Source organism: Pseudoalteromonas sp. PA2MD11 (genome assembly GCF_017808125.1).
Taxonomy (GTDB): Bacteria; Pseudomonadota; Gammaproteobacteria; order Enterobacterales; family Alteromonadaceae; genus Pseudoalteromonas; species Pseudoalteromonas simplex.
This window is the reverse complement of the sequence record NZ_JADKNF010000003.1, coordinates 99386-125529: the sequence shown is the minus strand read 5'-3', so window position 1 is coordinate 125529 and position 26144 is coordinate 99386. Positions and strand designations below refer to the sequence as shown.

Here is a 26144-nt window from a genome sequence, read left to right as displayed (position 1 = left end):
AAACATCCGTTTATGATATTCAGGTAGATTTTCGTAGCTCTGTCTTTTTAGCTTTCCTGAAAATATCATCTGTTGTTAGGACATTAACGCACTCTTTCAGGAGCATCTTTTGAATATCAGCCGCAATGATAACAGAACATATCACCCCCTAACACTGGACAATGGTCTAAAAGTACTTTTAGTGCAAGACTTAGAGTCAACAAAATCAGCGGCTTCTATGGCGATTAACGCAGGCCATTTCGACGATCCTCTTGACAGACAAGGCCTAGCGCACTTTTTAGAGCACATGCTTTTTTTAGGCACTGATTTGTACCCAGAATCGGGCGGTTTTTCTAATTTTGTATCACAATCTGGTGGCAACACCAACGCCTGGACTGGCACTGAGCACACTTGCTACTTCTTTGATATAAACAGCCAGCAGTTTGCTGAAGCACTAGCACAGTTCAGTCGTTTTTTTATCGCACCACTACTAAATCCTAAAGAGACAACAAAAGAACGCAATGCCATAGACGCAGAATTCAAACTAAAAATAAAAGATGATGGCCGACGAATTTATCAGGCTCACAAAGAAACGGTGAACCCAGCACACCCTTTTGCAAAGTTTTCGGTTGGTAACCAGCAAACCCTCGCGGATCGTGAGGGCTGCATCAGTGATGAGCTACGTGCTTTCTTCGATAGTCATTATCAGGCTCAGTGGATGACACTGGTGGTCTGCAGCAATGAAGATATTGCGACCATGACCACTTGGGTAAAACAGTTATTTAGCGAAATAAAAGGTCAGCCAAAAAGTAAAGAGATTATAGAGCAGCCACTTTACCGTAAACAAGACTTAGGTAAGGTGTTACACATTGAGCCACATAAACATATGCAAAAGCTCATTATTAGCTTTGCAATGCCAAATATAGATGACTTTTATCGTCACAAAACCGTTAGTTTTATCGCTCATTTACTTGGCTACGAAGGCAAAGGATCGCTGTACTCTATTCTAAAAGAGCAAGGCTGGATCAATGCCCTCTCAGCAGGTGGTGGCATTAATGGCAGTAACTTCAAAGATTTTAATATCAGTATGGCGTTGACTGATGAAGGTATTGAATACTATGAAGATATCGTCGAAATGGTGTTTGAGTATATCTGCTTAATTAACCAAAACTGCGATAAATTGCCGCGTCTTTATCAAGACAAAAAGAACCTCTTGCAAATTGCCTTTGATAACCAAGAAAAAGCACGTTTAATTGATTGGGTGAGTAACTTAAGCATTAATATGCAGCATTACGATGAAGCCAATTATGTGCAAGGCGATTATTTAATGGAAGGCTTTAACCGCTGCGCTCATGAAATTGCCATGCAATGGCTAACACCTGATAACATGCGCTTGGTACTCATTCATCCAGGTGTTGAGCCTGAGCACACTACAGCTTGGTACAACACCCCTTATAAAGTAGAGGACATTTCAACAAGTTGGTTAGAAGCGCTAAGCGAAATAAACACGCCATTACCACAGATGTGCTTACCAAGTGCTAACCCATACCTCACCAAAGAGGTTGAGTTATTGCCTTTAGAAAAGCCAACTAAATCACCAGAGCTTTTAGTCAAAAGAGAGGGCTTTGATTTTTGGTTTAAACAAGATGCGACTTTCAGAGTGGCAAAAGGGCATTTTTACTTAGCAATGGACTCAACCTTTGCGATTAAAGATGTTAAGCACATGGCCCTTACCCGCTTATTTGCAGACTTGTTTATGGACAGTGTAGCTGAGCAGTTTTATCCGGCTGAGCTTGCTGGCCTTAGTTATCACTTAACCTCTCACCAAGGCGGGTTAACTCTACACACTGCCGGTCTTTCATCGAGTCAGTTGGAGCTAGTTAATGAGTTACTTGAAGCACTCTTTAATGTTGAGATCTGCGCAAAACGCTTTGCTGAGTACAAAAAGCAGCTCGTTAGACATTGGCGAAACAGCAATCAAAACAAACCTGTTAGCGAGCTATTTAGTATTTTGGGTGCGCAAATTATGCCATGGAACCCAGAGCCGAATGCCTTAGCACAAGCTTTAAAAGATACGAGCTTCCATCAGTTTAATTGCTTTAGAAATGAGTTTTTTAAAGCCTTGCACGTTGAGTCTTTTTTACATGGTAACTGGCAACGCTCTGATGCGCTTAAGTTCCAAAAACAAGTGACTGAACACTTAGCTGGCAGCACCACAATTATTGATTTAACGCGACCACTAAACGATATAACCGAAGTAGATCAACAGCGCTTCATGTTAAATTGCAGCGATCATGCAATGGTACTGTACTATCAAGCACAAACGGATGACACCAGCGAAAAAGTGCAAATGATGGTACTTAACCATTTAATAAATCAAGATTACTTTAATGAGCTAAGAACAAAGCAACAACTCGGCTATTTAGTTGGTGCAGGCTATGCTCCGTTTAATACCCGGGCGGGTATCGCATTTTATGTGCAGTCACCTAAGCACAGTGCTGATGAGATACTTCAGCGTCACCAGCAATTTATTAATAATTATGTATCACAAGTAAACAGCATTTCTGAACAGCAATGGTTAGATACCAAAGCGGGTCTTGTCACACATATTGCTGAAAAAGATAAAAATTTACGCTTACGCTCGCAACGTTTATGGTTGGCAATCGGTAATCGCGATACTGAATTTAATATGCAACGGCAGCTTTTAGAGGCACTTGATAAGTTAAGCCTTGCTCAAATGCAGCAGTATATTACCGAAACCTTTAGTGAAAACAGGCCAAGAATAGAACTTTTAAGTGAGCCAAAGGCCAAAAAACAGCCAAAAACAACCCTTTCTTCGCATTCTCTTTGACTCGAACGCGAGCTTAGATTAGATTAATTGTTGCGAATTAAAGTAATGCATTAATGACAAAAATAATAAAAATGATTTCTGCTTTTTTAACAATAAGTATGGCTGGGATTTTTTCTGCATCCGCCAGCCCCATAGAGCTTGAACAGAGCACATTGTTGCTTATTCCAAGTGCTATCATGATGCTGTTATTGCCATACTTATTGTTCATAATTTTTAAACTAAAACGCTCTCGACAGCAACTTCGTATCTCAGAACATCGTTTAAAAAGTACCGTAGAAGGTAGTGGTGACACCCTCTGGGACTGGAATATTAAAACCGGCGAGGTGCTACGAATTAATGATAAATACACTTCAGATACAAATAGTAGCAGCGGCTTTCCCCCTAATCGCGAATTAATTCACCCACACGACTTACAACACGTCGAAACAGCCCTTAAAAAACACTTCGCCGAGCATACCGCTTTTTTTGAAGCGAGTTACCGCATTAAAGACAGCTTTGGTCGTTGGCACTGGGTACTAGATCGCGGCAAGATCATCGAAAAAGACGCAAACCTCAACCCTTTGCGTATGACTGGCACTGTAAGAAATATTTCTCAGCTGAAATCAACAGAAGCGCGTTTAAACCTATTCGCTAAATGCGTTGAGTCGCTAACTGACGCCATCGCTATTTACGATAAAAACTTCAAATTGGTTGACTTAAACCCAAGTTTTTTAACACTATTTGGTGGTACACGAGAGCAATACTTAAAGAAAGATTTTACCTTAAATGGCTATGACCAAAGCTATGTAGATGAAATTAAAGCCACTGTAAAAGCGACAGAACACTGGCAGCAAGAGGTAAAACTTCGCAATGCGAAAAGACAGCTGTTACCAATTGAAATTTCAATTGATGAAATCAAAAATGAGCACAACCAAATATGTAACTACGTAGTTGTTTTTTCAGATGAAACTGAGCGTAAAAAAGCGGAATCACAATTACATAACTTATCAAACCGTGACCGTACAACGGGCTTACCTAACCGAAACTTGTTTTTCACCAATCTGAAAAAGCTCGCTAAGCAAGATAATCATCACGCTTTGTTAGTGTTTGACCTAGATAACTTTAAGAAGATTAACGACTCTCTGGGTCACCAACTTGGTGATAGCTTATTGTCTAAGCTTGCGATGCGCTTGAATAAGTTAACCCGCGAAAAAGATGTGTTTTATCGTCTTGGCGGGGATGAGTTTGCGCTCGTAATGTCGGGCACCAACGATATTCATACTATCACTCGCATGGCTAAACTCTTTTTAGCCGCAATTGCTACACCTTTTAATATGGCAGGCCATGAACTGGTGATCACCTCAAGTGTCGGTATTGTGCTGTTTCCTGAAGATGGTAATACCCCCGAGTTATTACTTAAAAATGCGGATACAGCCATGTATCACGCTAAGAAAAAAGGTAATAGCTATCTGTTTTTCAACGACACAATGAACCGTGAAGCGGTTAAACGCTTACAAATCGAAAATTTAATGCGTTACGGTCTTAAAGAAGACCACTTTGAAGTGTACTACCAGCCAAAAATGAATATTCGTACAGGTAAACTAGATGGTATGGAAGCCTTGGTACGCTTCATTACCCCGAAAAAAGGTGTAATTAGTCCAGGTGTGTTTATTCCTATTGCTGAAGAAACTGGGCAAATTATCGAAATTGGTGAAGTTGTTTTAAACAAAGCATGCCGCGATGTAAAGGCGTGGATTGACCAAGGGTTATTCAACGGTCGTGTTGCAGTGAACTTATCCGCTAAACAGTTCAGCTTGCCCGATTTAACCACCCGTATTGATGTGATTTTGCAAAAGAATGAACTGCCCTCTTACTTCCTTGAACTTGAGATCACCGAAGGTACGGTTATGGACGACCCAAACGAAGCTATTTCTGTCATGCGCTCACTCAGTGCCCGAGGTATTCACCTTGCAATGGATGACTTTGGTACAGGCTACTCATCGTTAGCTTATCTAAAACAGTTCCCGCTTAATACTTTGAAAGTTGATAAAGCCTTTATTGACGACATGCAAACAGAACGTGGCCGGAATATGGTCGACTCGATTGTAACCATTGCTCATAACCTTGATTTACATGTGGTTGCAGAAGGCGTTGAACAAGCCGAACAAGTCATGATGTTAGAGCAGTTAAAATGTCAGACGGTACAAGGTTACTATTACTCAAAGCCACTATCACAGCCAGAATTTACCGCCTTCTTACAAAAGCAACTCGATAAATCTGCGCCGAGCCTACTAAAAACAGCAAAAGCTTAAGGTCGCCAGCCACACGATTGATGGCCAACGTGACGCACAAATGCGCGGCGGTAGTGCATGTTAAATAAACACCAAGCAACAGGCCCAAGCACACCGCCTAACAGCACCCAGCGCTTTACCGGCATTCCTTTAGACAGAGACTCTAAATACATCACCAAAATAAATACACAACTCAAAAAGATAAATAACACACAGCACCTCATAAAAATCAGCGGCAGTGTACATAATTTCAGCAAGCTTTAAAACTTCACTCATGCTATAACCTCTATAAGGCTAATTTATACTGGCCTTTATGTTACAAAGCTTTACTTTCTAGGCTGTTGAAATGATGTACAAAAAGCAACCTCACTGCTATTATCGATGCGTGCTATCAGCACAAAGGAATATAAAAAATAATTATGAGGAATCGTTATGTCTGAAGAATCAGCTAACATCTATGAAGCACCAGAAGCTGAGCTTACTCAGCAAAACAACGGTGGTAATAAACCTATTTTAAACTTTGACCGCTTCTCTGCTTGGGGCGTGTTCTTTTTATGCCTTTTCACATTTGGTATCTATAGTGTTTATTGGTTAGTGAGCCGAACTAATAAAGCCAATGCATTAGCAGAAAACCAGATAAGCCAAGGCTTAGTTTATGGCTATGTTGCTTTGTACATTGTGAATATTGTGTTGTCTTTTGCAGGAGTTTCTCCTGAAATTGGTGGTATTGTGTCACTGATTTCGTTTGTTGTTGCAATTGTATTAATTTTCTCTCTTCGTACATCGATTAAAGAGTTAATTAATGAAGGTAGCAATGAACCAGTTCATTTAGGTGGTATTTTAACGTTTTTCTTTAACGTTATTTATTTCCAATACAAAATTAACGAAGCTATTGATAATCAAAAATAATCGTTTCGTTATTTAATAAAAAAGGCATTGAATTCAATGCCTTTTTTATTGCCAGTTGCTATTAGGGTTTTACAATGCCCCGGAGTGCTTCACATTTAAATAAGTGTTAAGCACATGCGGTAGTAGCTGCTCAGGGTTACAGTCTATGGCTATTACACCTTGCTTTTTTAGCTTCGCCATATTGGCTTTATGTGAATTTAGTAGTGCTAATGCTGCACAGTAACTGGTTGCATCTTCGTACTTTTCAATAGGCTCATCGAGCACTTCATTTACAGCACGGTTATTAATATTAATAAGTGCCACTAAGTGGTGTTTTTGTAATAGCTTAATTGCAGGCATTAACTCATCAATGCTTTGCTCATCAAGGGTGGTAACTAATAACACTAAAGAACGTTTACTGCGTTTAGCAATTAATTGGTTCACAGCCACTAAATAGTCACTGCTGCTCTTATCTGGGTATAGATCATAAAAGTGATTCATTACCCGTGATACATTCTGTACGCCTTTAACATCGGGTAACCAGCGCAGGTTTTGGTTAAAGCTTTGCATGCTAAACCAGTCACCTTGCTTTAAAACTGTATGCGACAGCAGTAACAATGCATTTAAAGCATGATCAAAGTGGCTACCTTCATTGGCTTCGATGGCCATTTTTTTAGAGGCATCGAGCATCACTATAACATGTTGGTTTTGCTCTTCTTGATACTCTCGAGAAATGAGTTTTCGACGCTTACTAGTCGCCTGCCAGTCTATTTGTCTAACACTATCACCTTGGCGATATTCGCGTAACTGCTGAAACTCAATACCATCACCGCGCTTTTTAGTGAGTTTTAACCCTGAAATAGGCTTATTCACTACGCCATTTAAATGCTGCTTTGAAGTCACACGGCTAAAATCGGGATACACTTTTAGTTGAATCGCTTGCGCAGCTAGCCAGTTTGTTTGCCAAAGGCCAAATGGCGACCCAACCCTAAGTTCAATGGCACTGATCTGCGCATCGCCTCGCTTGTGAGCGCGTAATGTAAAGCTCTGCTTTGCTTGTTGCATTGCATCAATAAACACCGTTTGCTGCGGCTTTTGCAGCTCAATTGCATTGCTCAAATGAACACTGACATCTAGCATGGTCGCATGCTTCGCTTTGTTTTTAATCACTATCTGCAAGGGTTGGCGTCGATACAAAGCCATGTTGAGATTCGTTTGTGCGCTTACTTCAAGTAAAGGCTCTGACTTTGCCGCCATATAATCGAAAAATGCGACCAATAAAGGCACTAGGAGCAAGGCCGTTAACACTAAGCTGTCAACCGATGCAATGGCACAGACAAACAACAATAACAGCAACAAAGCTGTTAATTGTACTAAGCGTTTTGCAGGTCTATGCTTGATGCGATTCATGAGCGCGGCGCTTCAACACTGGCTAAAATGGCATTGATCACTTCATCAAATGACACCCCTTCCAGCTCCAGATCAGCCGATAAAATTAATCGGTGCCTTAAAATATTCACTGACACTGACTTCACGTCATCTGGGGTTACAAAGTCACGACCATTCATTAATGCCATTACTTTTGCGGCTTTAATAATATTAATTGAGGCACGTAACCCTGCACCGTGCAACACGCCCTGCCAAGTTCGTGAACTACGCACGATATCAACGGCATAATTAAGTATTTGTTCGTCGACTAAGATATCAGCACAAAGCTGTTTAATTTCCGCAATACGCTTAGCATCTAATACTGCTGGCAGCTGCTCTACTTTGGTTTCATTAGACACAATTTGTGTATTCAGTTTTAAAAGCTCAACTTCCGATTCATGAGAAGGAAAACCAAGCTCAACTTTCATCATAAAGCGGTCTAATTCAGCCTCTGGCAGTGGATACGTCCCCTCTTGATCTAATGGGTTTTGAGTCGCTAATACCATAAACGGTGAATCAATAGATAATGACTCCCCATCAATGGTGATTTGTTGCTCTTGCATCACCTCAAGAAGGGCTGATTGCGTTTTTGCTGGTGCACGGTTGATTTCATCAGCCAGTAAAATATTAGTAAATGCTGGGCCTTTTTTGATATTAAATTCACCTGATTTCATATCATACAAACTATGACCAACAACATCTGAAGGCATTAAATCCGGTGTAAACTGCACTCGCGAAAAGTCTACATTTAAGCTTTTTGCTAAGGCTCTAACCAGTAGCGTTTTACCAAGCCCTGGAACCCCTTCAAGTAACACATGACCGCCCGCAAAGAGTACCGTAAGCACATCTTCAACAATGGCATCTTGACCGACTAACACACGCGAAATGTTATGCTTTACTTGTTTTACTGCATCAGCTGCCTCAACTAAGCTCATGCGATTAGTGTCTAATTCCGTGCTCATAAGGCATTCCTTAATTGTTTAAATCGTTTTATAAATTCTGTTCGTTGTTCTTTTGACTCAGGCAACTTGCTAGCAAGCAACTCTGCCACCTGTTGTTTTTCAAAATGAGTTAAATTAGCGATGATCTGCGCCTGTTTTTCAGCACTGAGCATCTTAAAGTTAGGCACTCGCGACTCTACTCTGGCGTAAAAATCTTTTTCTAGAGCAGTAAATAACACGGCTTCGTGACCATGCTCAGAATAAAAGTTTGCTACTGCTCGAATATGCTGATTAAAGCTGGTTTTTACATCGAAGTCAGGAGCATAAGAGCGGCCGATGCGACTACTGATATGCCATACTGCAAGCACAATTAATAACAACAACGTCACCACACATTGCCAGCTCCAGTGCCATAATTTGGCAAACCAATTTGGGTAAGTTAGGTAAGGTACATAGGTTACTTTTTCAGCCCCTTTACTTAACCAAAGTAATAAACTGCCATGATCAAGGTGGCGAAGTCGGTAATTGGTAAAAGGTAACAGCGATGGCATCACAATGACTCGACCTTGACCAAACGCAAAGTCACACATTAGGGTGTTACCGTTATCATTATTGGTACTCACACCGGGGCAGTTTTCAATAAAAAAGGCACGGCTTAGCTCAAGATCAAGCTCAGTGTTTTCATCAATTGAGAGCGTACTATTTTTATGCCCCTCTTTGAGCATTGCAAAATCATATTCAAAGACATCTTCTTGGCTTTCTACATTAATACCAAGCTGACTAAAAAATACGGTGCTATCAATTGCCAGCTCATCACGTTGCCTGTTTAATACATAAATCAAGCGTCCGCCTTCAGCGACCCAATCAGCCAGCTGTACATCTAACTGGTAGGAGTCAGCAAGCACTGCCTCATCTAAAATTAAGATACTTTGTGGGTCTATGTTTAACTCATCACTTTGAGCTTGCTCTGCCAAGCGCTTGTTTTTATTCCAATCGATACCATTGGCTTTAAGTAGCCGCTTAGCCATCGTGAAATTATCTTTTGCGACATCACTATGAAAGCCGATCTCTATTTCTTTTTTCTGCCAATCTAAAGAGGCAATACCCGCAATAGCAAATAGGCTAAACAATACGAGCGCCGCAATAAACACAACTTTAAGCTTCATGGGCTTGCTCCTTAGTCTCTGCTGTCATAGCTGTAATTTGCTCAATCAGCTCGATAAAGTCGATATCAGGGGTTTTATGGCCCCAAGCGACCGTGACCCACGCAGAAAATAAGCGAGCAAAAATTGCTTGCCCTTGATTTGGCACCCTAGCATCAATTGCAAGTTTACATTCGCGCTCAGTCATAGAGCGGTGTAAGCGCACTTCATGTTGTTGCTGCGCCCAACTCAGCGCATGATGAAGCAAATACGCCAGCGCCAAGCGGTGCTGCCCTTGCTCAAAACACTGCTTTGCTGCGGCAATTAAATCAGTAGGTAAATCCTTACTTTTAATTTCTGCAAATAAGGTTGGGATCACTGGCTCTTCATTTACTTTACTGCGCTCAGGCAAGCTTAAGTTGGCAAAAAAACCGCGTTTTTGCATCAGGTAATAAACTAGCCAAATAACTAATAAGCCGACCAATACCCAAACTAACAAGCCAAACACTTCACCAATGGCAGTAAATACATCGATAAACCAAGACCAGTCACTATCTGATGAACTCGCTTTGGCTTCGATATTTGGCACCCACGTAGTCTCAGTTTCAATGACATTAGGCTCATTATAAAGAGCAGTAACTTGCTCTTTCACAGCTTGCTTATCGATTTGCTCTGCATAGCTTGTTGATGGTTGCAGCGTAAATGTTGTCAGCAGAAGAAGTGCTACAGCACTGACTACGCCTGCAAGACGGGTGCGAATATTTTTAAATGCCAGCTCGATATCCCAGCCCTCTAGTTCAACTCGGCGGTGTAAATAAGCAAGGAAACCGCCAGTAACAAAAAGCGGCGCCACTAATGAAATACTGAAGATATAAATAAAGTTAAACGCTATCTCAACCCAGATTGGCGCTTCAAAAATTTGGTACATGGCTTCTTGTGCAGAGAATGAATGGGGCACAAGTGCAATTGTCAGTGCCGATATTCCCATCAATAAGATAAACTCAAAATGTACACAAAACAGCATCCACAATGTTTGTTTGGGCTTAGTTGAAGCAAACAAAACCTGCTTACGTTTGGTTTTGCGTTCACCTGATAGTCGTTCAAGTTGCTCTACGGGGGCTAGAAATGCTCTATTAGGGCTGAGCCTAAAAACGGTTAAATGCGCAAGCATATCAGTCATTTTTAACTGCTTGAGTAACTTTAAGCTACTCATTATGCTGACTGGCTGATTGAAAACCGCTTTTGACATGTAATCAAGTAATGGTCGCTCAAATACAGGTTTAAGCCACCAAACAACAAAGCCGCCTATGCCCCAGTTTACTAGAAAGCCAACAATTAAAAATACGGGCACGGCCATCATCAAATACAAAGAGACCAATGCGACAGCATGCTGCTTAACTAGCAACACTGTTAAATCAAAGGTTTCGTAAGCACTGCGCTTGCGAGGATTGAAGCTAAGACGATTAAGCTCCATAGCGCATTCCCCTGTACAAGCGAAAAATGACATAAGCCCAACAACCGCTGCCAACTAAATATTTAACTTCGTTAGCAATATCACGGGGTGACCAAAATGCTTCGATAAAAGCGGCAATGACTAACATCAAAAATGCGCCAACAATCAGTGGAAGTGCTTTTTGTGCAGCCTGTTTCATCGCGTATGCACGGGTATACTGCCCTGGATTTAACAAGCCGTAACCTATTTGACACCCGGCCGCTGAGGCAATGATGATAGCGGTTAACTCAAACGAGCCATGGGTTATTACAAACGAAAAAAACGGCCCTTCAAATCCAACATTGACAATGTGAGCCGCAACGGCACCAAAATAAAAACTATTGAACAACAAGAAAAAAGCAGCACCAACACAGAACAGAACACCACCTGCAAACATCTGAAATGCAATGCCAATATTATTGTAGATATAGACCCCGAACATCATCAGATCTTGTGATGCGCCGCGCTCTACCGATTGAACGCTACCACTTGGGTTATACATTTGTTCGATATTAAGCACTGTACCTTGCCCTAAAAATGTATAAGCGGCATCAGGGTCAATTGTCACCCAAATAAAAGCAACTAAGGCCAATCCCCAAAATGCCAATAAGTTAATGCCAAGCATTAAACGATTTTCATACAGTGCACGTGGAAATGCCGTGCGGGCCACATGCCATATTTCAGAAAATTGATTGCTTCGAGATAAATAAAGGCGCTTTTGTCCTAATTGCACCAGCCTGTTTATTTGCTCAATCAACACTGGGCTGTATTGACGACTTTGCGCAATGGCTAAATCATTACAGACTTTGCGATACAAGTTAGGGAAATTAACAGGTAAAGACTTTGCACTCTTTTGCTCGCAAAGCGCTTCAAACTCATCCCAACTGACACTATTTGATTTTACAAATTGAGTTTGCTTCATTGCTTACCCTCCTGCTGCGGGTAATCGTTATCGTGTTGAACTTGACCTGCAAAGTGGCGTGCGTAACTAACAAGCTGCGCCTCAATCTCATGCTCTGCAGCAGAAAAAGGAGTAGCTAAAATAGCTGCCAACTCACGACGCCTTGCATCCGATAATTCATCATGACGCTCTGCAAAAGCAAGCACCGCTAATTGCTCTTCGGTGGTTAAGCTAATGGTAGGAATATGCACTTCTCCTTGTGATAATTCTGGGCGCATAGCTAACTCATCGTCGTAAATAACCATAGTGCCTGCAGCCCAATCACCAATGCGTTTAAAACGGTTGTTAAACAACATAACCACAAGGCCTAAGAAATAGCCTATAGGTAGCATATCGGCTGGGCGTAGTAAGTTACGCACTACAATTTGCGAAAAGCTCGCTGGTAAGCCATTGTCTTGCACAACACGGATTTTAAGGCGTTTTTTACCCGGCGTTTGGCCATTTTCCATTTCAAACAGGATGTTATATCCCCATGAAATTAAAAAGTAAGCAATTAAGATAAGCCCCTGCCCTGCATCACCAAAGAAGGCCAATACAGTACCAACAGCAAGTAGAACCAAACTACGGATAATAAAATCGATAATGTAGGCATAGCTTCTGGCAACAACGCCAACGGGAGTAATGGCGATATCAACGCCTTCGGGGAGTTTGATGTATTCTCTGTTTTCCAATCCGTGGTTCAACATTAATCTACTACTGATAATTATTATTGTTTTCGTAAGCCTATAATAATGCGCGTTTTTCGTTCCTTTTTCAATGAATTTTGTAATGAGCGAGTTACTAATAAAGCAAAAAACCGGCAAAAAGCCGGTTCTCTAATGGACCACAGAGTTATTTTTCTGCGCGTCCCATAAATTTTTGTTCAACGGTGTTGATACGAATACGGTCACCTGTTGAAATATGCTCAGGAACTTGAATCGTTAAACCCGTTGTTAAACGTGCTGGCTTTGAACGTGCACTTGCTGAAGCGCCTTTGATTGAAGGGTCTGTTTCTTCAACAACAAGCTCAACACTTGATGGTAAATCTAAGCCAACTGGTGAGCCATCAATCACAATCACGTGAAGGCCTTGAGTTTCTTCATTAACGAATAAAATCTCTTCGCTGATCGCTTCTTTATTAAGGTTATATGGCGTGTAGTCTTCATTATCCATGAAAACATACTCTTCACCATCAATGTAAGAGAACATTGCTTCGCGACGAATGAGATCAGCAAGCTTTAACATGTCGCTGTCTTTAAATGTTTCATCAACTTTACCGCCTGTTACCACATCGTATAAACGCATGCGGTATAAACTGCCACCAGCACGACCTTGTGGTACAGAACGTTGAATATCTTTAACTACTAAAACACGGCCGTTATGCTCGATAGCGGCGCCTTTTTTAACTTCACTTGCCTTAGGCATGGGTGTATTCCTATCGTTTTTTGATGACAGAAATTTACCACGTAATAGCTTTTGTTCAAAAAAAATTTACAGTTTAATCTCAGAGCCTTTATTTATATTATTTTTCAGCAAATTATAACGATAGTTGTCTCCAAACTACGAAAAAGCTGCTATGTTTATAACTACGAAAAATGACTTCAAGGATTGGATCATGAATCAACACACAGTACACGAGTATTTAATGAAAAAGCCATTGGTGATGATCACCCAACCATTTGGCCAAGATGTCGACGTTTACAAGGTGAATCATAAAATGTTTGCTACCCTTGCCGAGGGCAAAGAAGGCCAAACAGACGATGAGGGAAACCTTGTATGGTGGCTAAATCTGAAATGCGATCCAGATGAAGCCCAAGCACTGCGTGATATTTTCCCGTCGGTGATCCCGGGTTATCACATGAACAAACGTTTATGGAATACGGTTATTTTAGATGGCACCGTACCACAGGGAGAGATTGAACGAATGATTGATAATTCGTTTGATTTAGTGGTTGCGAATATGCCAGAAAAAGACAGAAAAGCAATTGAGCTTCATCTGTAAAATTGCGCACTGATCACGCTCTGTGACCAGTGCAACTTAAATGAAAATGATGATCGGTATACAAAACGCCGCCAATAGCATACGCATCTAGTTGTTTATCGACTAACTGAAAACCACATTTCTCAAGTACTTTTTCTGAACCGATATTACCCTCGGTGACAACTGCTTTAAATTCACGCACAGCATGTTCTGATTTGGCGTAATCAAGCACTGCTTGCAAAGACTCTGTGGCATAGCCACGACCATGAAAATTAGGCAGTAGCAAATAACCAACTTCTTGACTATCTGGCACTGTTGATGAAGTAAACCCCGTCACGCCAACTTCTTTACCTGTACTGGTTTCAACAATAACTAAACACAGTGGTGAATTCGAATTTGGCTGCCAAGGCTTTAAACGCTCATTAAACTTAGCACGTAACTGCGCCTCTGAGGGCTTATCGAAGCACTTCTCTATCACTTGAGCATCATTATGCAAAGTATAAAACAATGGCCAGTCATCGGCATTTAACAGCCGTAATGTTAATCGCGCAGTGGTGAGAGTCATGGTGATTAATCGCTTTGTAAATAAACCTAGTTATAACAAACTGATTTCGTGAGTTAAATACCACTTATGGCCAATATAGAAGAAAAGCCCACATTTTTTAGACTTAACTTAGTTATACTTCAAAGCCAAAATGACTCCCGTCCGGGAGCTCAACATCAAGTCTTAAGGTACCCCCAGCAGCTTCAACATAGCGCTTTAATGATGATAATCTAACATCACGACCTGGTTTCTCCATGTCAGATATCGTTGGCTGCTTGACGCCAAGCTCTTTCGCCATCTCACCTTGTGTTAGTTTCATATGTTCACGAAGCTCTGCTAAATGAATATTAAGAAGCATATCTGACGCCGCTTTCTTAGCTTTGGCTACCACTTCTGGTTTTTCATTCGCCAATAACTTTTCCAGTGTTCTAGCCATTATATTTACCTCTTTTCTAACTTATCTAGGTGAGCCGAATATTCACTATCAGCTATCGGGATCATTTGCTCATAAAACCTTTTTTCATTTGAGTTTTTATTACCTGCACAGAGAACAATCGCTTTTCGGTTTGGATCAAAAGCAAAAAAAGCACGTATCGGAATCCCTTTACTTTGAATCCTTAACTCCTTCATATTACTAAAACAAGAACCATACACTGTATCTGCATAAGGTCTTGCTAGCATAGGACCTCGCTCCTGAAGAACCAATAAACACGCAAGTACATTAGTTCGGTCTGTGTCATCTAAGGCGTCAAACCAATTATCGAATCTGTCGGTTGTTTCAACTAACCACATATGAGTCCTCCTTGACCATAGATTTAAATCTATATAGATAATAACCTATAGTCAAGATTTAATCCGCTCAACTTCTAACCAAGTTCGAACCAATAAAAAAGCCCCGCTCAATGAGCAGGGCTTTTAAAATTAACTAATTTAAAGAATTAGCTTTTAGTCGTTTCTTTATCAGCTTCTTCTGACGCTTGCTCGTCTTCAACCACTTCTTTGGTTACTTCAACCGGATCGACAGGCTTAGCTTCAGCTACAGCCGGCTCTTCGCTTTCTGCTTGGTAAAAACGACCACCCTTTTCAGCCATTGCTTTTAACGTATCGCAAGGTGTGAAAATTGGGTTGTAGTTAGCAAAAGTCGCCATTTCTGAGCTCACTTGTGCTGCACCAAGTTTATCCATATAGCTAAATGGACCGCCTAAGAATGGTGGGAAACCGATACCAAAAATAGCACCAATATCACCGTCACGCGGGCTTGCAATAATGCCATCATCTAAACAGCGCACCGCTTCGTTAAGCATTTGCGCAACACAACGTTTAGCAATTTCGCTCTTGTTTAAACGAGGTGATGGCGTAACACCAAGTAGCTCGTAAACTGACTCATCCACTTTTTTATCTTTCTTGTCGTAAAGATAAAAACCACGGCCAGTCTTACGACCTAAACGCTTAGAGTCGATTAAGCGATTAAAGGCGTCAGGTGCTTTAAAGCGCTCGCCCAATTCTTTTTCAAGGATTGGCGCAATTTTAGAACCGATATCAATCCCGACTTCATCAAGTAACGCTAAAGGCCCAACAGGGAAACCAAACTCAACCAATGCTTGATCAATCTTTTCAATTGGCTCACCTGCAAGCAGTAAATTAGCCGCTTCATTGACATAAGGCGCTAAGATACGGTTTACATAGAAACCAGCCATATCTTTAACCACAATTGGTGTTTTACCTTGCTTACGGGCAAAGTTAACGACACGAGCGATGGTTTCTTCAGAGGTACCAGCGTGTGGAATGATCTCAACAAGTGGCATTTTCTCAACAGGTGAGAAGTAATGCAGACCAATTACATTTTCTGGGCGCGCTGCATCTGCAGCAATTTGTGCAATTGGTAATGATGAGGTATTACTTGCAAAAATCGTGTTGTCTTGGCATTCACGTTCTACATCAGCCACCATACCTTGCTTTAAAGCAAGATCTTCAAACACCGCTTCGATAACGATATCAATGTGTTTAAAGCCGCTGTAATCGGTAGTACCGGTAATGCGGTTCATGGTTTGCTGTAGATCAGCTTTAGATAAAATACGACGCTTTTGCTTTTTATCTAAAATCTTATAGCTATAGTTCATTGCATTGCTGATGCCCTTTTCAGCCACATCTTTAATGCGCACTGGAACACCCGCTTTTACAGCACTAACATGGGCAATACCCGCGCCCATGAGGCCGCCACCTAATACTGCCGCTTTAGCGATCGCTGGTGCATCATCATTACGCCACTCTTTTTTCATTTCAGTGGTTGCAAAGAAAATACCGCGTAATGCTTTTGACTCATCACTCATTACCAGCGTGGCAAAACCTTCAGCTTCAGTTTTGTATGCTTTTAACTGATCAAGTTCAACACTTGCACGAACCGCTTTAATAATGGCTAAAGGTGCTGGGTAATGACCACCTGTTTTCTTCAGCACGTTTTCTTGTGCTTCTTTGAAAATAATATTGCGACCAAATGGGTTCGACTCAAGTAATTGGCTTAAGCGGTCTAGCTTAGGTTTAGTAACTTTAGCCTTACCTTTAAGAGCAAACTCTTTAGCAACATCTAGCAATACGCTATGTGGTACACAGTCATTTACTAAGCCTGTTTTCTTCGCTTGCTTAGCACGCACTTGCTTACCTGTAAGCATCCACTCAAGTGCTTTTTGCAAGCCAACTAATTTAGGTAAACGTTGAGTACCGCCACCACCAGGTAATAAGCCTAACTGTACTTCTGGCAAACCGAGCTTAGTGATATCGCTGTCTGAACACACGCGATAATCACACGCTAAAGCAAACTCTAAACCGCCACCCAATGCAGCACCATGAATAGCACTTACTGTTGGGAAAGGCAGTTTTTTCATATCAAAAAATGCTTGCTGACACATTTCGCTTAACGCTAATGCATCTTCACGGCTATTGGCGCTATCAAGCATTTTAATATCAGCACCGGCGATAAAGTTATCGCTTTTACCACTGATAAATACCATGCCTTTTACTGCTTGCGCTTGTGCGTCTTTAAGTAAGGTTTTTAAATCTTCTGCAAAACTGCTGCGCAGGGTGTTCATTTTCTCACCCGGCACATCAATGGTTACAACGGCTACGCCGTCATCAGCCACTGATAAACTAAATACTGAATCTGTCATTACGCACTCTCCAATACAAAGGCTGCGCCTAAGCCACCCGCCGCACACGCAGTCGTAAGCGCTAAGCCGCCACCGCGACGATTAAGTTCATGTAAGCTTTGCGTGATCAGGCGCGCACCTGTTGCCGCAAATGGGTGACCGTATGCAAGTGAGCCACCTAATACATTAAACTTGTCCATGTTTATTTCGCCGATCGCCTTGCTGCGACCTAGCTTTTCTTGTGCAAATTTATCTGACGCAAACATCTTCATATTAGCCAGTGTTTGCGCTGCAAATGCTTCATGCATTTCGATTAAATCTAAATCAGCTAATGTGATACCTGCTCTATCTAGGGCAATTGGCGTTGAGTGCGCCGGACCCATTAGCATATCTTCATGTACACCAATTGCTGAGAAAGCAAAACTGCGTACATAACCTAGAATGTCGTAACCCAATGCTTTGGCTTTACTCTCACTCATCATTAATACCGCAGCCGCCCCATCAGTTAATGGCGTTGCGTTAGCTGCAGTCACTGATCCGTGTTGACGGTCAAATACTGGTTTTAATTTCGCGTAGCCTTCAACCGTTGAGTTATGACGAATGTTATTATCTTGCTCAATAAAGCTCTTATAAGGTGCAACATGGGCAGTCATTACTTCATCTTTAAGTTTACCATCAGCCCACGCCTGACTTGCAAGGGTGTGCGAACGATGTGCTAAGGCATCTTGATCTTCACGGCTGATGCTATGCGTTTTCGCCATTTGCTCTGCTGTTTGACCCATAGATAAACCAGTAGAGTACTCAGCGACCGCAGGCGGTACAGGAAGTAAATCTTTTAAACGTAGTTTAGAAAAAATCTTTAATCGCTGACCAAGCGTACGTGCTTTGTTTAAATCAACAAGGCTACCCGCTAATTTTTTACTAACACCAATAGGTAATACAGACGATGAGTCAGCACCACCGGCGATACCTACTTGCACTGAGCCTGCCATAATTGACTCGGCTACGTTAGCAATGGCTTGGAAACTTGTCGCACACGCACGCGAAACAGAATAAGCATCAACAGAAACAGGCATACCCGTACCTAATACGATTTCACGGGCAATATTTGGCGCTTCTGGCATTTGCACTACTTGTCCAAATACAAGTTGGTCAATTTCAGATTTATCAAAGTTAAGTCGTTCAAGCATTTCGTTGACAACTAACTTACCCATATCAAGGGCTGGTACGTGATGGAATGCTGTGGCTTGCTTTGCGAATGGCGTTCGCAGGCCGCTAACGATAGCGATACGATCGCCTTTTGCTGTTTTAAGTATATTTTGCTCAGACATTTATGCTCTCCCGCTGACAGGTCTGACCTGTTTGTTTTTCCTGATTCTAAAACAACCCGTGTACGAATGCCAATAGTAAGTTTTCAACCATAGGCTTTTTTCGGCCTATTTACAAAAAACACCGTATTTATATGGTAGGCTAAAAATCCTTAAAAAATAACGAACTATTTGAGGATTTTATGTCTAACACTTGTGTTATAACTTTTGAATCCTTATAACTTGTTAGTAGCGCCCCACTACGGTACCGCGCAAAGAATTTATCGATACTGAATATAACGTATTGGCGCATAACAAAAACAATTTTTGACTCACGCTTTTAGGACAGTCTTTTTATTATGGCAGTTAACGCATTTTCACAATTAAAATCATACCTAGACACGCAAATTATCGGCCAACCACAATTAACTCAAGCACTGTTAATCGCAATTTTGGCAGATGGCCACTTATTAGTTGAAGGCCCTCCGGGTCTTGCGAAAACGCGTGCAGTCAATGCCTTAGCGAAAGGCGTTGAAGGCAGTTTCCAACGTGTGCAATTTACCCCAGACTTATTACCTGCAGATGTAACTGGTACCGATATTTATCGCCAGCAAACCAGTGAGTTCGTATTTGAAAAGGGCCCGTTATTTCATAACCTAATTTTGGCAGATGAAATAAACCGTGCTCCTGCTAAAGTGCAATCAGCCCTACTAGAAGCCATGGCTGAACGTCAAGTAACGGTAGGTAAAAACACCTATCCACTGTCTGATCTATTTATGGTTATGGCAACCCAAAACCCGCTAGAGCAAGAAGGCACTTACCCACTACCAGAAGCTCAGCTTGACCGCTTCTTATTGCATTTGAGCATTGATTACCCGGGTGCTGAACACGAATTAGATATTCTACGCCTAACCCGTGGCGAGGCTATTTCTGACAAGCAAGCAACGACACAGCAAATTAGTCAAAGTGAGCTATTTGCTGCCCGTAAAGCCATATTAGGTTTGTATTTAGCTGAGCCGCTTGAGAAATACCTAGTACAGTTAATTGTTGCCACTCGTGAAGCAGCTGAGCTTGATGAGCAACTTGGCCGCTGGATTGAATATGGCGCAAGCCCACGTGCAACCATTGCCCTTGATAAGTGTGCCCGCGCGCATGCTTGGCTAGCAGGTCGTGACTTTGTTGCCCCAGATGATATTCAAGCAGTGCTGCATAATGTATTGCGTCACCGTATTATCTTAAGTTACGAAGCACAGGCCGATGGCATCAGTAAAGACGATGTGATCAGCCGTATTTTAGAATTGGTGGCAGTGCCATAAGCTATGTCGAGCCAATTTGATACAGCGGCGTGGTTAGCAGCGAGTCATAGTCAAGGCGTCAATTTATCACTCAAAGAGTTGATGTATTACAAAGCCAAAGCTCGCTTGCTAGAACTTGCGCCCAAAGTAAAAATCAAAAACAGCTTAGCTGGGCAATACCTTGCACCTCATAAAGGGCGTGGTATGGAGTTTGCCGAGGTGCGTCATTACCAAGCCGGTGATGATATACGCTCTATCGACTGGCGTGTTACTGCACGGACTGGCGAAACCCACACTAAGTTGTTTCAAGAAGAAAAAGAACGCCCTGTTTTTGTCTTTACCGACTTTTCTAACTCGATGCTGTTTGGCTCAAAGTTACTGTTGAAGTCAGTGCAAGCAGCGCACATCAGCGCACTGGTTGCTTGGTCGGCGTGTCAACGAGGTGATCGCATCGGTGGTTTGGTGTTTAATCAGCAAGGTCATCACGAATTAAAACCAACCTCACGTGAAAAAGCCGTGTTAAAGCTATGTCACAACTTATGTGATATTCACAGCCAAGCTCTGACTAATATCGATAAAACAGCCACCAGCTTATTTAGCGAAAACCTCAAACGCCTTAATCATTTAGCAAAGCCTGGGAGCTTGGTTTATATCGTCTCGGATTTTAGTGCGCTTGATGAAGCAAGCTTCAAACAGCTTGAAATACTCAGCAGACACTGTGAATTGATTGGCTGCCATATAAGCGATCCGTTCGAGCACCAGCTACCTGCTTTTAAACAAACGGTGACTGTATCAGCAAATGGCCAAGAGCTTGCGTTACCACTAATGGATAAGCAATTTCGCGAGCGCTTTGCTAAGTCTGCCGAAGAGTCGTTTTCTAACAGATTAAAACGCTTACAAAAATCTGGGCTTAGTTTAATTTCATTCAGTGCAGCCACGCCTCTTGAGCTGCAATTAGTGAGAAAGTAACAATGCAAAAAAATCCGCTAGATGGCTTACATGATGTCATTGCACCGACCGAGGTTGCATGGTGGCCACTTGCTCCAATTTGGTGGCTGATCATCGCCTTAGTTGGTTCGTTATTAATTATCGGCTTAGTGCTTTTATATAAAAACCAGCAGTTTAAAAAAGCCAAAAAACAAGCCATTAAGATAAGTAAAACCCTTAGTGATGATGACGCGCAAGAGCTACACATTATTTTAAAACGCTTAACTCGTCATTATTACAGCAATCAGCTTGCATCTCAGCCTTTGGCAAAGTGGTCTGAAAGTTTATCGAAACTGAGTGGCGACAACTTTAGTTACGACGAGTTGATGCCGCTTTATCAACAACAAAGTAATAATGCTGAACTTGCAGCTAAATTACGCAATGCTATTAGCAACTTTAAACTCAAGGAGCCAATTAATGTTTGAGTTTAGTTGGCCATGGTGTTTTGTGCTGTTACCCCTGCCTTGGTTATTAAGCCGCTTTATGCCGTTAAAGCAGCAAGGGCAGTTACGTTTACGTATTCCTGGCTTTGCTAAGCTTGGCTTAAATAATCAAGCAGTGCAGCAACATAGCCGAAAAATCTCATTGCTCGAGTGGCTAGTATGGGTCTCTTTAGTTGTCGCTATTGCAAACCCAACTTGGCTTGATGAACCTATCACGCTGCCTAATGAAGGCCGCGATATTATGCTGGCGGTGGATTTATCTGGCTCTATGACAGAGCAAGATATGGAGTATCGAAATAATCAATATGTAGATAGGCTCACTATGGTAAAAGCTGTACTCAGTGATTTTATCGAGCAGCGTCAAGGTGACCGCCTTGGTCTTATCTTATTTGGGGATACCGCATTTTTACAGACCCCCCTTACCCGTGATGTTAAAACGGTGAGCCAAATGCTCAGCGAAGCGCAGATTGGCCTAGTAGGTAGAGCAACAGCCATCGGTGATGCGTTAGGTTTATCCGTAAAACGTTTTGCTAATAAAGATGAAAGTAACCGTATCGTAGTGCTATTAACCGATGGTCAAAACACTGCCGGTAACCTTGATCCTGAAGATGCGCTACTGTTAGCCCGCGAAGAAGGCATTAAAGTGTATACCATAGGTGTTGGCTCAGATAGTAAACGTGGCTTTAGCCTGTTTAATATGGGTGGTATGAGTGGTGGTAACTTGGATGAAACTTTACTAAAACGCATTGCCGAGCAAACTGGCGGCTTATACTTTAGAGCAAAAGATGTGGCTGGTTTACAGCAAATTTACCAAGAGCTCGATAAACTTGAGCCTATCAGTAGCGATGAGCAAACGTTCCGCCCACAAATTTCATTGTTTTATATTCCACTGCTTGTCGCACTTGGATTTATCGGTTTAGCAATGCTCGTCAATTTTGTTCGCCAATTTAAGCAGGAGAGCTAGTATGGATTTTGAATTTATTCGCCCTGCCCTACTTTGGTTATTAATTCCCGCGCTGATTATTTTTAGTGTGCTGTTGGTACGCAACAAAAAAAGCGCCCCCGCTGATTTAATTGCCCCCCATTTGGCACAATTTGTAATGAGCGATAACCATAAAAAGCAAAGCCAACCGCTTTGGTTAGTTGCGGTGTTTACCCTGTTAGCCATCGTTTTTTCAGCAGGTCCAAGCTTTGAGAAGAAACAAGTCCCGGTGTTTCAAGCAAAGAATGCGCGAGTTATTGTGATGGACATGTCGTACTCCATGTTCAGTACCGACATCGCACCAAGCCGATTAGTTCAAGCTCGCTTTAAAGCACTCGACATGATTGAGCTTTTCAAAGAAGGTGATACGGCACTAGTGGCTTATGCAGGCTCTGCATTTACTATTTCGCCGCTAACCAATGACGCTAGCACGTTGGCTAACCTTATCCCAAGTCTAAGCCCTGATATCATGCCGAGCAAAGGTTCGAATGTTATTGAAGGCCTAGAAAAAGCCGACGATTTACTTAAACAAGCCGGCTATTTAGATGGTGATATTATTTTAGTCACCGATGGGGTTGATAGCCTAGATCAAGAAGATATTAGCCGCTTTACCGCTCAGTCTAGTTATCGTTTAAATGTCTATGGCGTCGGCACAGAGCAAGGTGCGCCGATTAAGCTACCAGAAGGCGGCTTTTTAAAAGATATGCAAGGACAGATTGTGATTCCGACGCTTAATGTTAGCCGCTTAAGTTCGCTTGCGCGCAACAGCGGTGGCAAATTTGCACTGTATCAAACCAGTAATCAGGATATTCAAACTTTTGCCCCCACTGCCAATGCAGAAGTACTCAAAGATGAGAAACAAAGCCAAGCATTATGGCGAGTTGATGCCGGTATTTACGGCCTGATTATTTTATTGCCGTTAGCGCTCTTTTTAATTCGTCGTAGCAGCCTAGTGCTTGGCTTTTTGTTTGTTATGCTCCTACCTCAGCAACAGGTTTACGCCGCTGAATTACCTGAGGTGTTTAAAAATCAAGACCAACGTGCTCTTGATGCCTATCAGCAAAATCAATTTGAACAAGCCGCCCAAACTGAAAACACGCAATTAAAAGGCGCAGCTCTTTATCAGCAAGGTAATTACCAAGCGGCCATGGATGCGTTTAGTGAAGATAAATCTGCGACGGGTTTTTACAACTATGGTAATGCCCTTGCTAAGGCGGGAGAGCTAGAACAAGCCATAGAAGCTTATAAGCAAGCCCAACAGCTTAAAAATGACTTCACTGAGGCAAAAGAAAACCAAGCCCTCGTAGAACAGTTATTGCAGCAGCAAGAGCAACAACAGCAACAAGATCAACAGCAAAACAACGATCAACAAAACTCTGATGGCCAGCAAGATAACCAGCAAAAGCAACAGGGTGAAAATTCACAGCAAGGCGAAAACTCAGAGCAGAGTGAGCAGCAAGATGGCCAACAACCGTCAGAGCAAGGTGAGCAATCAGATCAAAAAGGTGAGCAAAGCGAGTCTAATATTGACCAGCAAAACAAACCTAAAATGGAATCTGAAAAAGACACGTCGTCACAATCTGGAGAACAACAGCCAGATCAAGCTCCTGAGCAACTACAGGCCCAGCCACAGCCATCGCAAAGCGATGAACAAGCTAAACAGCAAGCAGAGCAACAGGCTATGCAAGCACAAGCTGCTGAACTGACCAATGAAGAGAAAGAAAAAGCCCAGCAACTTAACCAGCTGCTGCGTAAAGTTCCCGATGATCCAGCGATCTTATTAAGAAATAAAATGCAATTAGAAGCACAAAAACGAAACTACCAACGTCGTCCACGAGGAGCCGAAAAATCATGGTAATGCGATTATTATGTTGTTTATTGCTAATCGCGGCAGCGCCGCTTTGGGCTGCCACCCAGCTACAGGCAAGTGTTGATAAAAACCCTGTCCTTGCTGGTGAGTTTTTTGTTTTAACCATCTCAGCAGACGACTCTATTAACAGCGAGCAACCTGACACTTCGGTGCTATTAAAAGACTTTGTTGTTGGGCCAACCAGTGTCAGCTCGCGTACTAATATTATTAATGGTGAAATCAGTAAGCAAACTAACTGGTCTGTAAAGCTGATGACCCGCAAAGAAGGCACTTATACCATCCCAGCCTTTACTGTTGCCGGTGTCAGTTCAAAACCGATTGAGCTAACGGTAGCTAAGCGCAGTCAAACCTCAGAACAAAATAAAGAAGCCTTCATTAAAACAAGCATCAAGCCAACTAGCTTATACGTGCAAGAAGCCGGTGTTTATACGGTTAAATTGTATTTAGACAACAACAAAGAATTGCTTGATGGCAACTTAACTACGCCAGAAATGGAAAACGCTGAGCTAACCCCAATTAACAAGCAATCTGAAGACTATGAGTTAATTGATGGCAAACGCTATTTAGTGATCACCCGTGAGTACTTAGTGCAGCCACAAAAAAGTGGCGTAAATACTATTACGGCACCGGTGTTTAATGGTCGTATTCGTCAAAACTATCGCCAAATGGCTGTCTCAGCGATGGGCGAAGATGTTGATGTTGAAATCAAGCCAATTCCAGATAACTACACAGGTGCATGGCTACCAAGCGAACTGGTTAACCTTGATGAGCAATGGCAACCAAAAGACGACACCGTTGAAGTTGGCACCCCTATCACTCGCACCATTACTTTAACTGCATTGGGGGTTACTAAAGAGCAACTTCCTGATATCGATATGCCACAGGTGCAAGGCTTTAGAAGCTACCCTGATGAAAAAGAGAGTAACCATCTGGTACGTGATGGCCGTGTTATTTCTCAGCAAACAGCTTCTTATGCTTTATTACCGCAAACACCGGGCACTTACACATTGCCTGAAATAAAGCTGCCTTGGTTTAATACTAAAATCAATCGTATTAGCTACGCAACCATACCTGCTCGTACATTAACCGTTGTGCCAAGTACAAACCCACTCACACCAACAGCTCCTGCTATCGCAGAGCCGCAAACCGCAAGCTCTAATGAGCTGGGTGATACGCCAACTAATATGCAAACGGTCACAAAAGTAACGACCCCTATGTGGCTTATTATCGTGGCAGTGGTCGGCTATGGACTTTGGCTAATCACTTTAGTGCTTTACTTTAAAAAGCGTCCTCAGCAACCGACAGCTGAGCCATTACCTACCAGTGGTTCATCAGCATCGTTAAATGAGCTTAAGCAGTTTGCAAAACAAAACAATAACTCTGGGTTTTATAACGCATTAAACCACTACGCAAAACAACAGACTGGTAAAAATGCTGCGGCCATCGAATGTTTACTAGCATCACTCAAAAACACACAACTTAATGATGAAATTGCTAAATTACGCACTAAACTTTATAGTTCAGCAGATGAACAGGTTGATTTAAGTTTAATCGTCAGCTTGCTAAGCCAAGCCGCAAAGCAAACTAAATCAACAAGTAATGACACTGAATTAAAGAATCTTTATGATTAACTATTAACCTAAATAGTTGAAAATAAACGG

At 42.0% G+C, this 26144-nt stretch carries 23 protein-coding genes; 10 read left to right on the top strand and 13 right to left on the bottom strand.

All coding sequences use genetic code 11. The features are described 5' to 3' along the window. The first annotated feature begins 109 nt into the window (after window positions 1–109). Both ISP07_RS05310 and ISP07_RS05305 read left to right on the top strand, forming a co-directional pair. Window positions 110–2830 (top strand): insulinase family protein, encoded by a 2721-nt coding sequence (locus ISP07_RS05310; protein ID WP_209327035.1) that lies wholly within the window; start codon window positions 110–112, stop codon window positions 2828–2830. A 176-nt stretch (window positions 2831–3006) separates the two neighbouring features. Continuing rightward, entirely contained in the window at window positions 3007–5121 is a 2115-nt protein-coding gene (locus ISP07_RS05305) for an EAL and GGDEF domain-containing protein (RefSeq protein WP_420706828.1), read from the top strand. Here ISP07_RS05305 and ISP07_RS05300 read toward each other — a convergent pair. Then, the gene (locus ISP07_RS05300; RefSeq protein WP_228290532.1) at window positions 5118–5324 is read right to left on the bottom strand and encodes a hypothetical protein; all 207 of its coding nucleotides are present in this window, start codon (window positions 5322–5324) and stop codon (window positions 5118–5120) included. The genes ISP07_RS05305 and ISP07_RS05300 overlap by 4 nt on opposite strands. A gap of 208 nt (window positions 5325–5532) precedes the next feature. Between ISP07_RS05300 and ISP07_RS05295 the strand changes: the two genes are divergently transcribed. Further along, window positions 5533–6009, top strand: a complete 477-nt coding sequence (locus ISP07_RS05295; RefSeq protein WP_138599010.1) for a DUF4234 domain-containing protein — start codon at window positions 5533–5535, stop codon at window positions 6007–6009. A 69-nt stretch (window positions 6010–6078) separates the two neighbouring features. Here the strand turns inward: ISP07_RS05295 and ISP07_RS05290 are convergent, their stop codons facing one another. The 7 genes from ISP07_RS05290 to yeiP all read right to left on the bottom strand — a co-directional run bounded on the left by ISP07_RS05290 (window position 6079) and on the right by yeiP (window position 13356). Continuing rightward, complete coding sequence (locus tag ISP07_RS05290; RefSeq protein ID WP_209327033.1) at window positions 6079–7398, bottom strand: DUF58 domain-containing protein; 1320 nt, start codon at window positions 7396–7398, stop codon at window positions 6079–6081. Then, a complete protein-coding gene (locus tag ISP07_RS05285) occupies window positions 7395–8378 on the bottom strand; it encodes an AAA family ATPase (RefSeq protein WP_054553208.1) in 984 nt (327 codons plus the stop codon). The genes ISP07_RS05290 and ISP07_RS05285 overlap by 4 nt, the downstream gene beginning before the upstream one ends. Continuing rightward, window positions 8375–9523: a DUF4350 domain-containing protein gene (locus ISP07_RS05280; RefSeq protein WP_209327032.1), complete on the bottom strand. Its 1149-nt coding sequence runs from the start codon at window positions 9521–9523 to the stop codon at window positions 8375–8377. The genes ISP07_RS05285 and ISP07_RS05280 overlap by 4 nt, the downstream gene beginning before the upstream one ends. Beyond that, on the bottom strand, window positions 9513–10973 hold the full coding sequence (locus ISP07_RS05275; protein ID WP_209327031.1) for a hypothetical protein: 1461 nt from the start codon (window positions 10971–10973) through the stop codon (window positions 9513–9515). Before ISP07_RS05275 ends, ISP07_RS05280 begins: the two co-directional genes overlap by 11 nt. Further along, complete coding sequence (locus ISP07_RS05270; RefSeq protein ID WP_209327030.1) at window positions 10963–11913, bottom strand: stage II sporulation protein M; 951 nt, start codon at window positions 11911–11913, stop codon at window positions 10963–10965. The genes ISP07_RS05275 and ISP07_RS05270 overlap by 11 nt, the downstream gene beginning before the upstream one ends. Further along, the gene (locus tag ISP07_RS05265) at window positions 11910–12638 is read right to left on the bottom strand and encodes an RDD family protein (RefSeq protein ID WP_209327029.1); all 729 of its coding nucleotides are present in this window, start codon (window positions 12636–12638) and stop codon (window positions 11910–11912) included. Before ISP07_RS05265 ends, ISP07_RS05270 begins: the two co-directional genes overlap by 4 nt. 145 nt (window positions 12639–12783) lie before the next feature. Beyond that, a complete protein-coding gene (gene yeiP, locus ISP07_RS05260; protein ID WP_054553213.1) occupies window positions 12784–13356 on the bottom strand; it encodes an elongation factor P-like protein YeiP in 573 nt (190 codons plus the stop codon). A 190-nt stretch (window positions 13357–13546) separates the two neighbouring features. Between yeiP and ISP07_RS05255 the strand changes: the two genes are divergently transcribed. Then, on the top strand, window positions 13547–13933 hold the full coding sequence (locus tag ISP07_RS05255; protein WP_054553214.1) for an MmcQ/YjbR family DNA-binding protein: 387 nt from the start codon (window positions 13547–13549) through the stop codon (window positions 13931–13933). 13 nt (window positions 13934–13946) lie between these two features. Here ISP07_RS05255 and ISP07_RS05250 read toward each other — a convergent pair whose 3' ends face one another. The 5 genes from ISP07_RS05250 to fadI form a co-directional block, all read right to left on the bottom strand. After that, window positions 13947–14477, bottom strand: coding sequence for a GNAT family N-acetyltransferase (locus tag ISP07_RS05250; protein WP_209327028.1), 531 nt, complete (start codon window positions 14475–14477; stop codon window positions 13947–13949). A gap of 112 nt (window positions 14478–14589) precedes the next feature. Further along, entirely contained in the window at window positions 14590–14892 is a 303-nt protein-coding gene (locus ISP07_RS05245; RefSeq protein WP_054553216.1) for a helix-turn-helix domain-containing protein, read from the bottom strand. Window positions 14893–14897: 5 nt separating this feature from the next. Continuing rightward, entirely contained in the window at window positions 14898–15248 is a 351-nt protein-coding gene (locus ISP07_RS05240; protein WP_058586352.1) for a type II toxin-antitoxin system RelE/ParE family toxin, read from the bottom strand. Window positions 15249–15394: 146 nt separating this feature from the next. Continuing rightward, a complete protein-coding gene (gene fadJ, locus ISP07_RS05235) occupies window positions 15395–17620 on the bottom strand; it encodes a fatty acid oxidation complex subunit alpha FadJ (RefSeq protein WP_209327027.1) in 2226 nt (741 codons plus the stop codon). Next, on the bottom strand, window positions 17620–18930 hold the full coding sequence (gene fadI, locus ISP07_RS05230; protein WP_054553218.1) for an acetyl-CoA C-acyltransferase FadI: 1311 nt from the start codon (window positions 18928–18930) through the stop codon (window positions 17620–17622). Before fadI ends, fadJ begins: the two co-directional genes overlap by 1 nt. Before the next feature lie 335 nt (window positions 18931–19265). Here fadI and ISP07_RS05225 point away from each other — a divergent pair, with 335 nt between their 5' ends. The 6 genes from ISP07_RS05225 to ISP07_RS05200 are packed head-to-tail and all read left to right on the top strand — an operon-like array spanning window position 19266 to window position 26114. Further along, on the top strand, window positions 19266–20222 hold the full coding sequence (locus ISP07_RS05225; RefSeq protein ID WP_209327026.1) for an AAA family ATPase: 957 nt from the start codon (window positions 19266–19268) through the stop codon (window positions 20220–20222). 3 nt (window positions 20223–20225) lie between these two features. Then, complete coding sequence (locus ISP07_RS05220) at window positions 20226–21170, top strand: DUF58 domain-containing protein (RefSeq protein ID WP_209327025.1); 945 nt, start codon at window positions 20226–20228, stop codon at window positions 21168–21170. A gap of 2 nt (window positions 21171–21172) precedes the next feature. Continuing rightward, entirely contained in the window at window positions 21173–21613 is a 441-nt protein-coding gene (locus ISP07_RS05215; protein WP_209327024.1) for a DUF4381 domain-containing protein, read from the top strand. After that, window positions 21606–22595: a vWA domain-containing protein gene (locus ISP07_RS05210; RefSeq protein WP_209327023.1), complete on the top strand. Its 990-nt coding sequence runs from the start codon at window positions 21606–21608 to the stop codon at window positions 22593–22595. The genes ISP07_RS05215 and ISP07_RS05210 overlap by 8 nt, the downstream gene beginning before the upstream one ends. A 1-nt stretch (window position 22596) precedes the next feature. Then, on the top strand, window positions 22597–24471 hold the full coding sequence (locus tag ISP07_RS05205; protein WP_209327022.1) for a vWA domain-containing protein: 1875 nt from the start codon (window positions 22597–22599) through the stop codon (window positions 24469–24471). Further along, window positions 24465–26114, top strand: a complete 1650-nt coding sequence (locus tag ISP07_RS05200; protein WP_054553224.1) for a BatD family protein — start codon at window positions 24465–24467, stop codon at window positions 26112–26114. The genes ISP07_RS05205 and ISP07_RS05200 overlap by 7 nt, the downstream gene beginning before the upstream one ends. Window positions 26115–26144 lie beyond the last annotated feature (30 nt).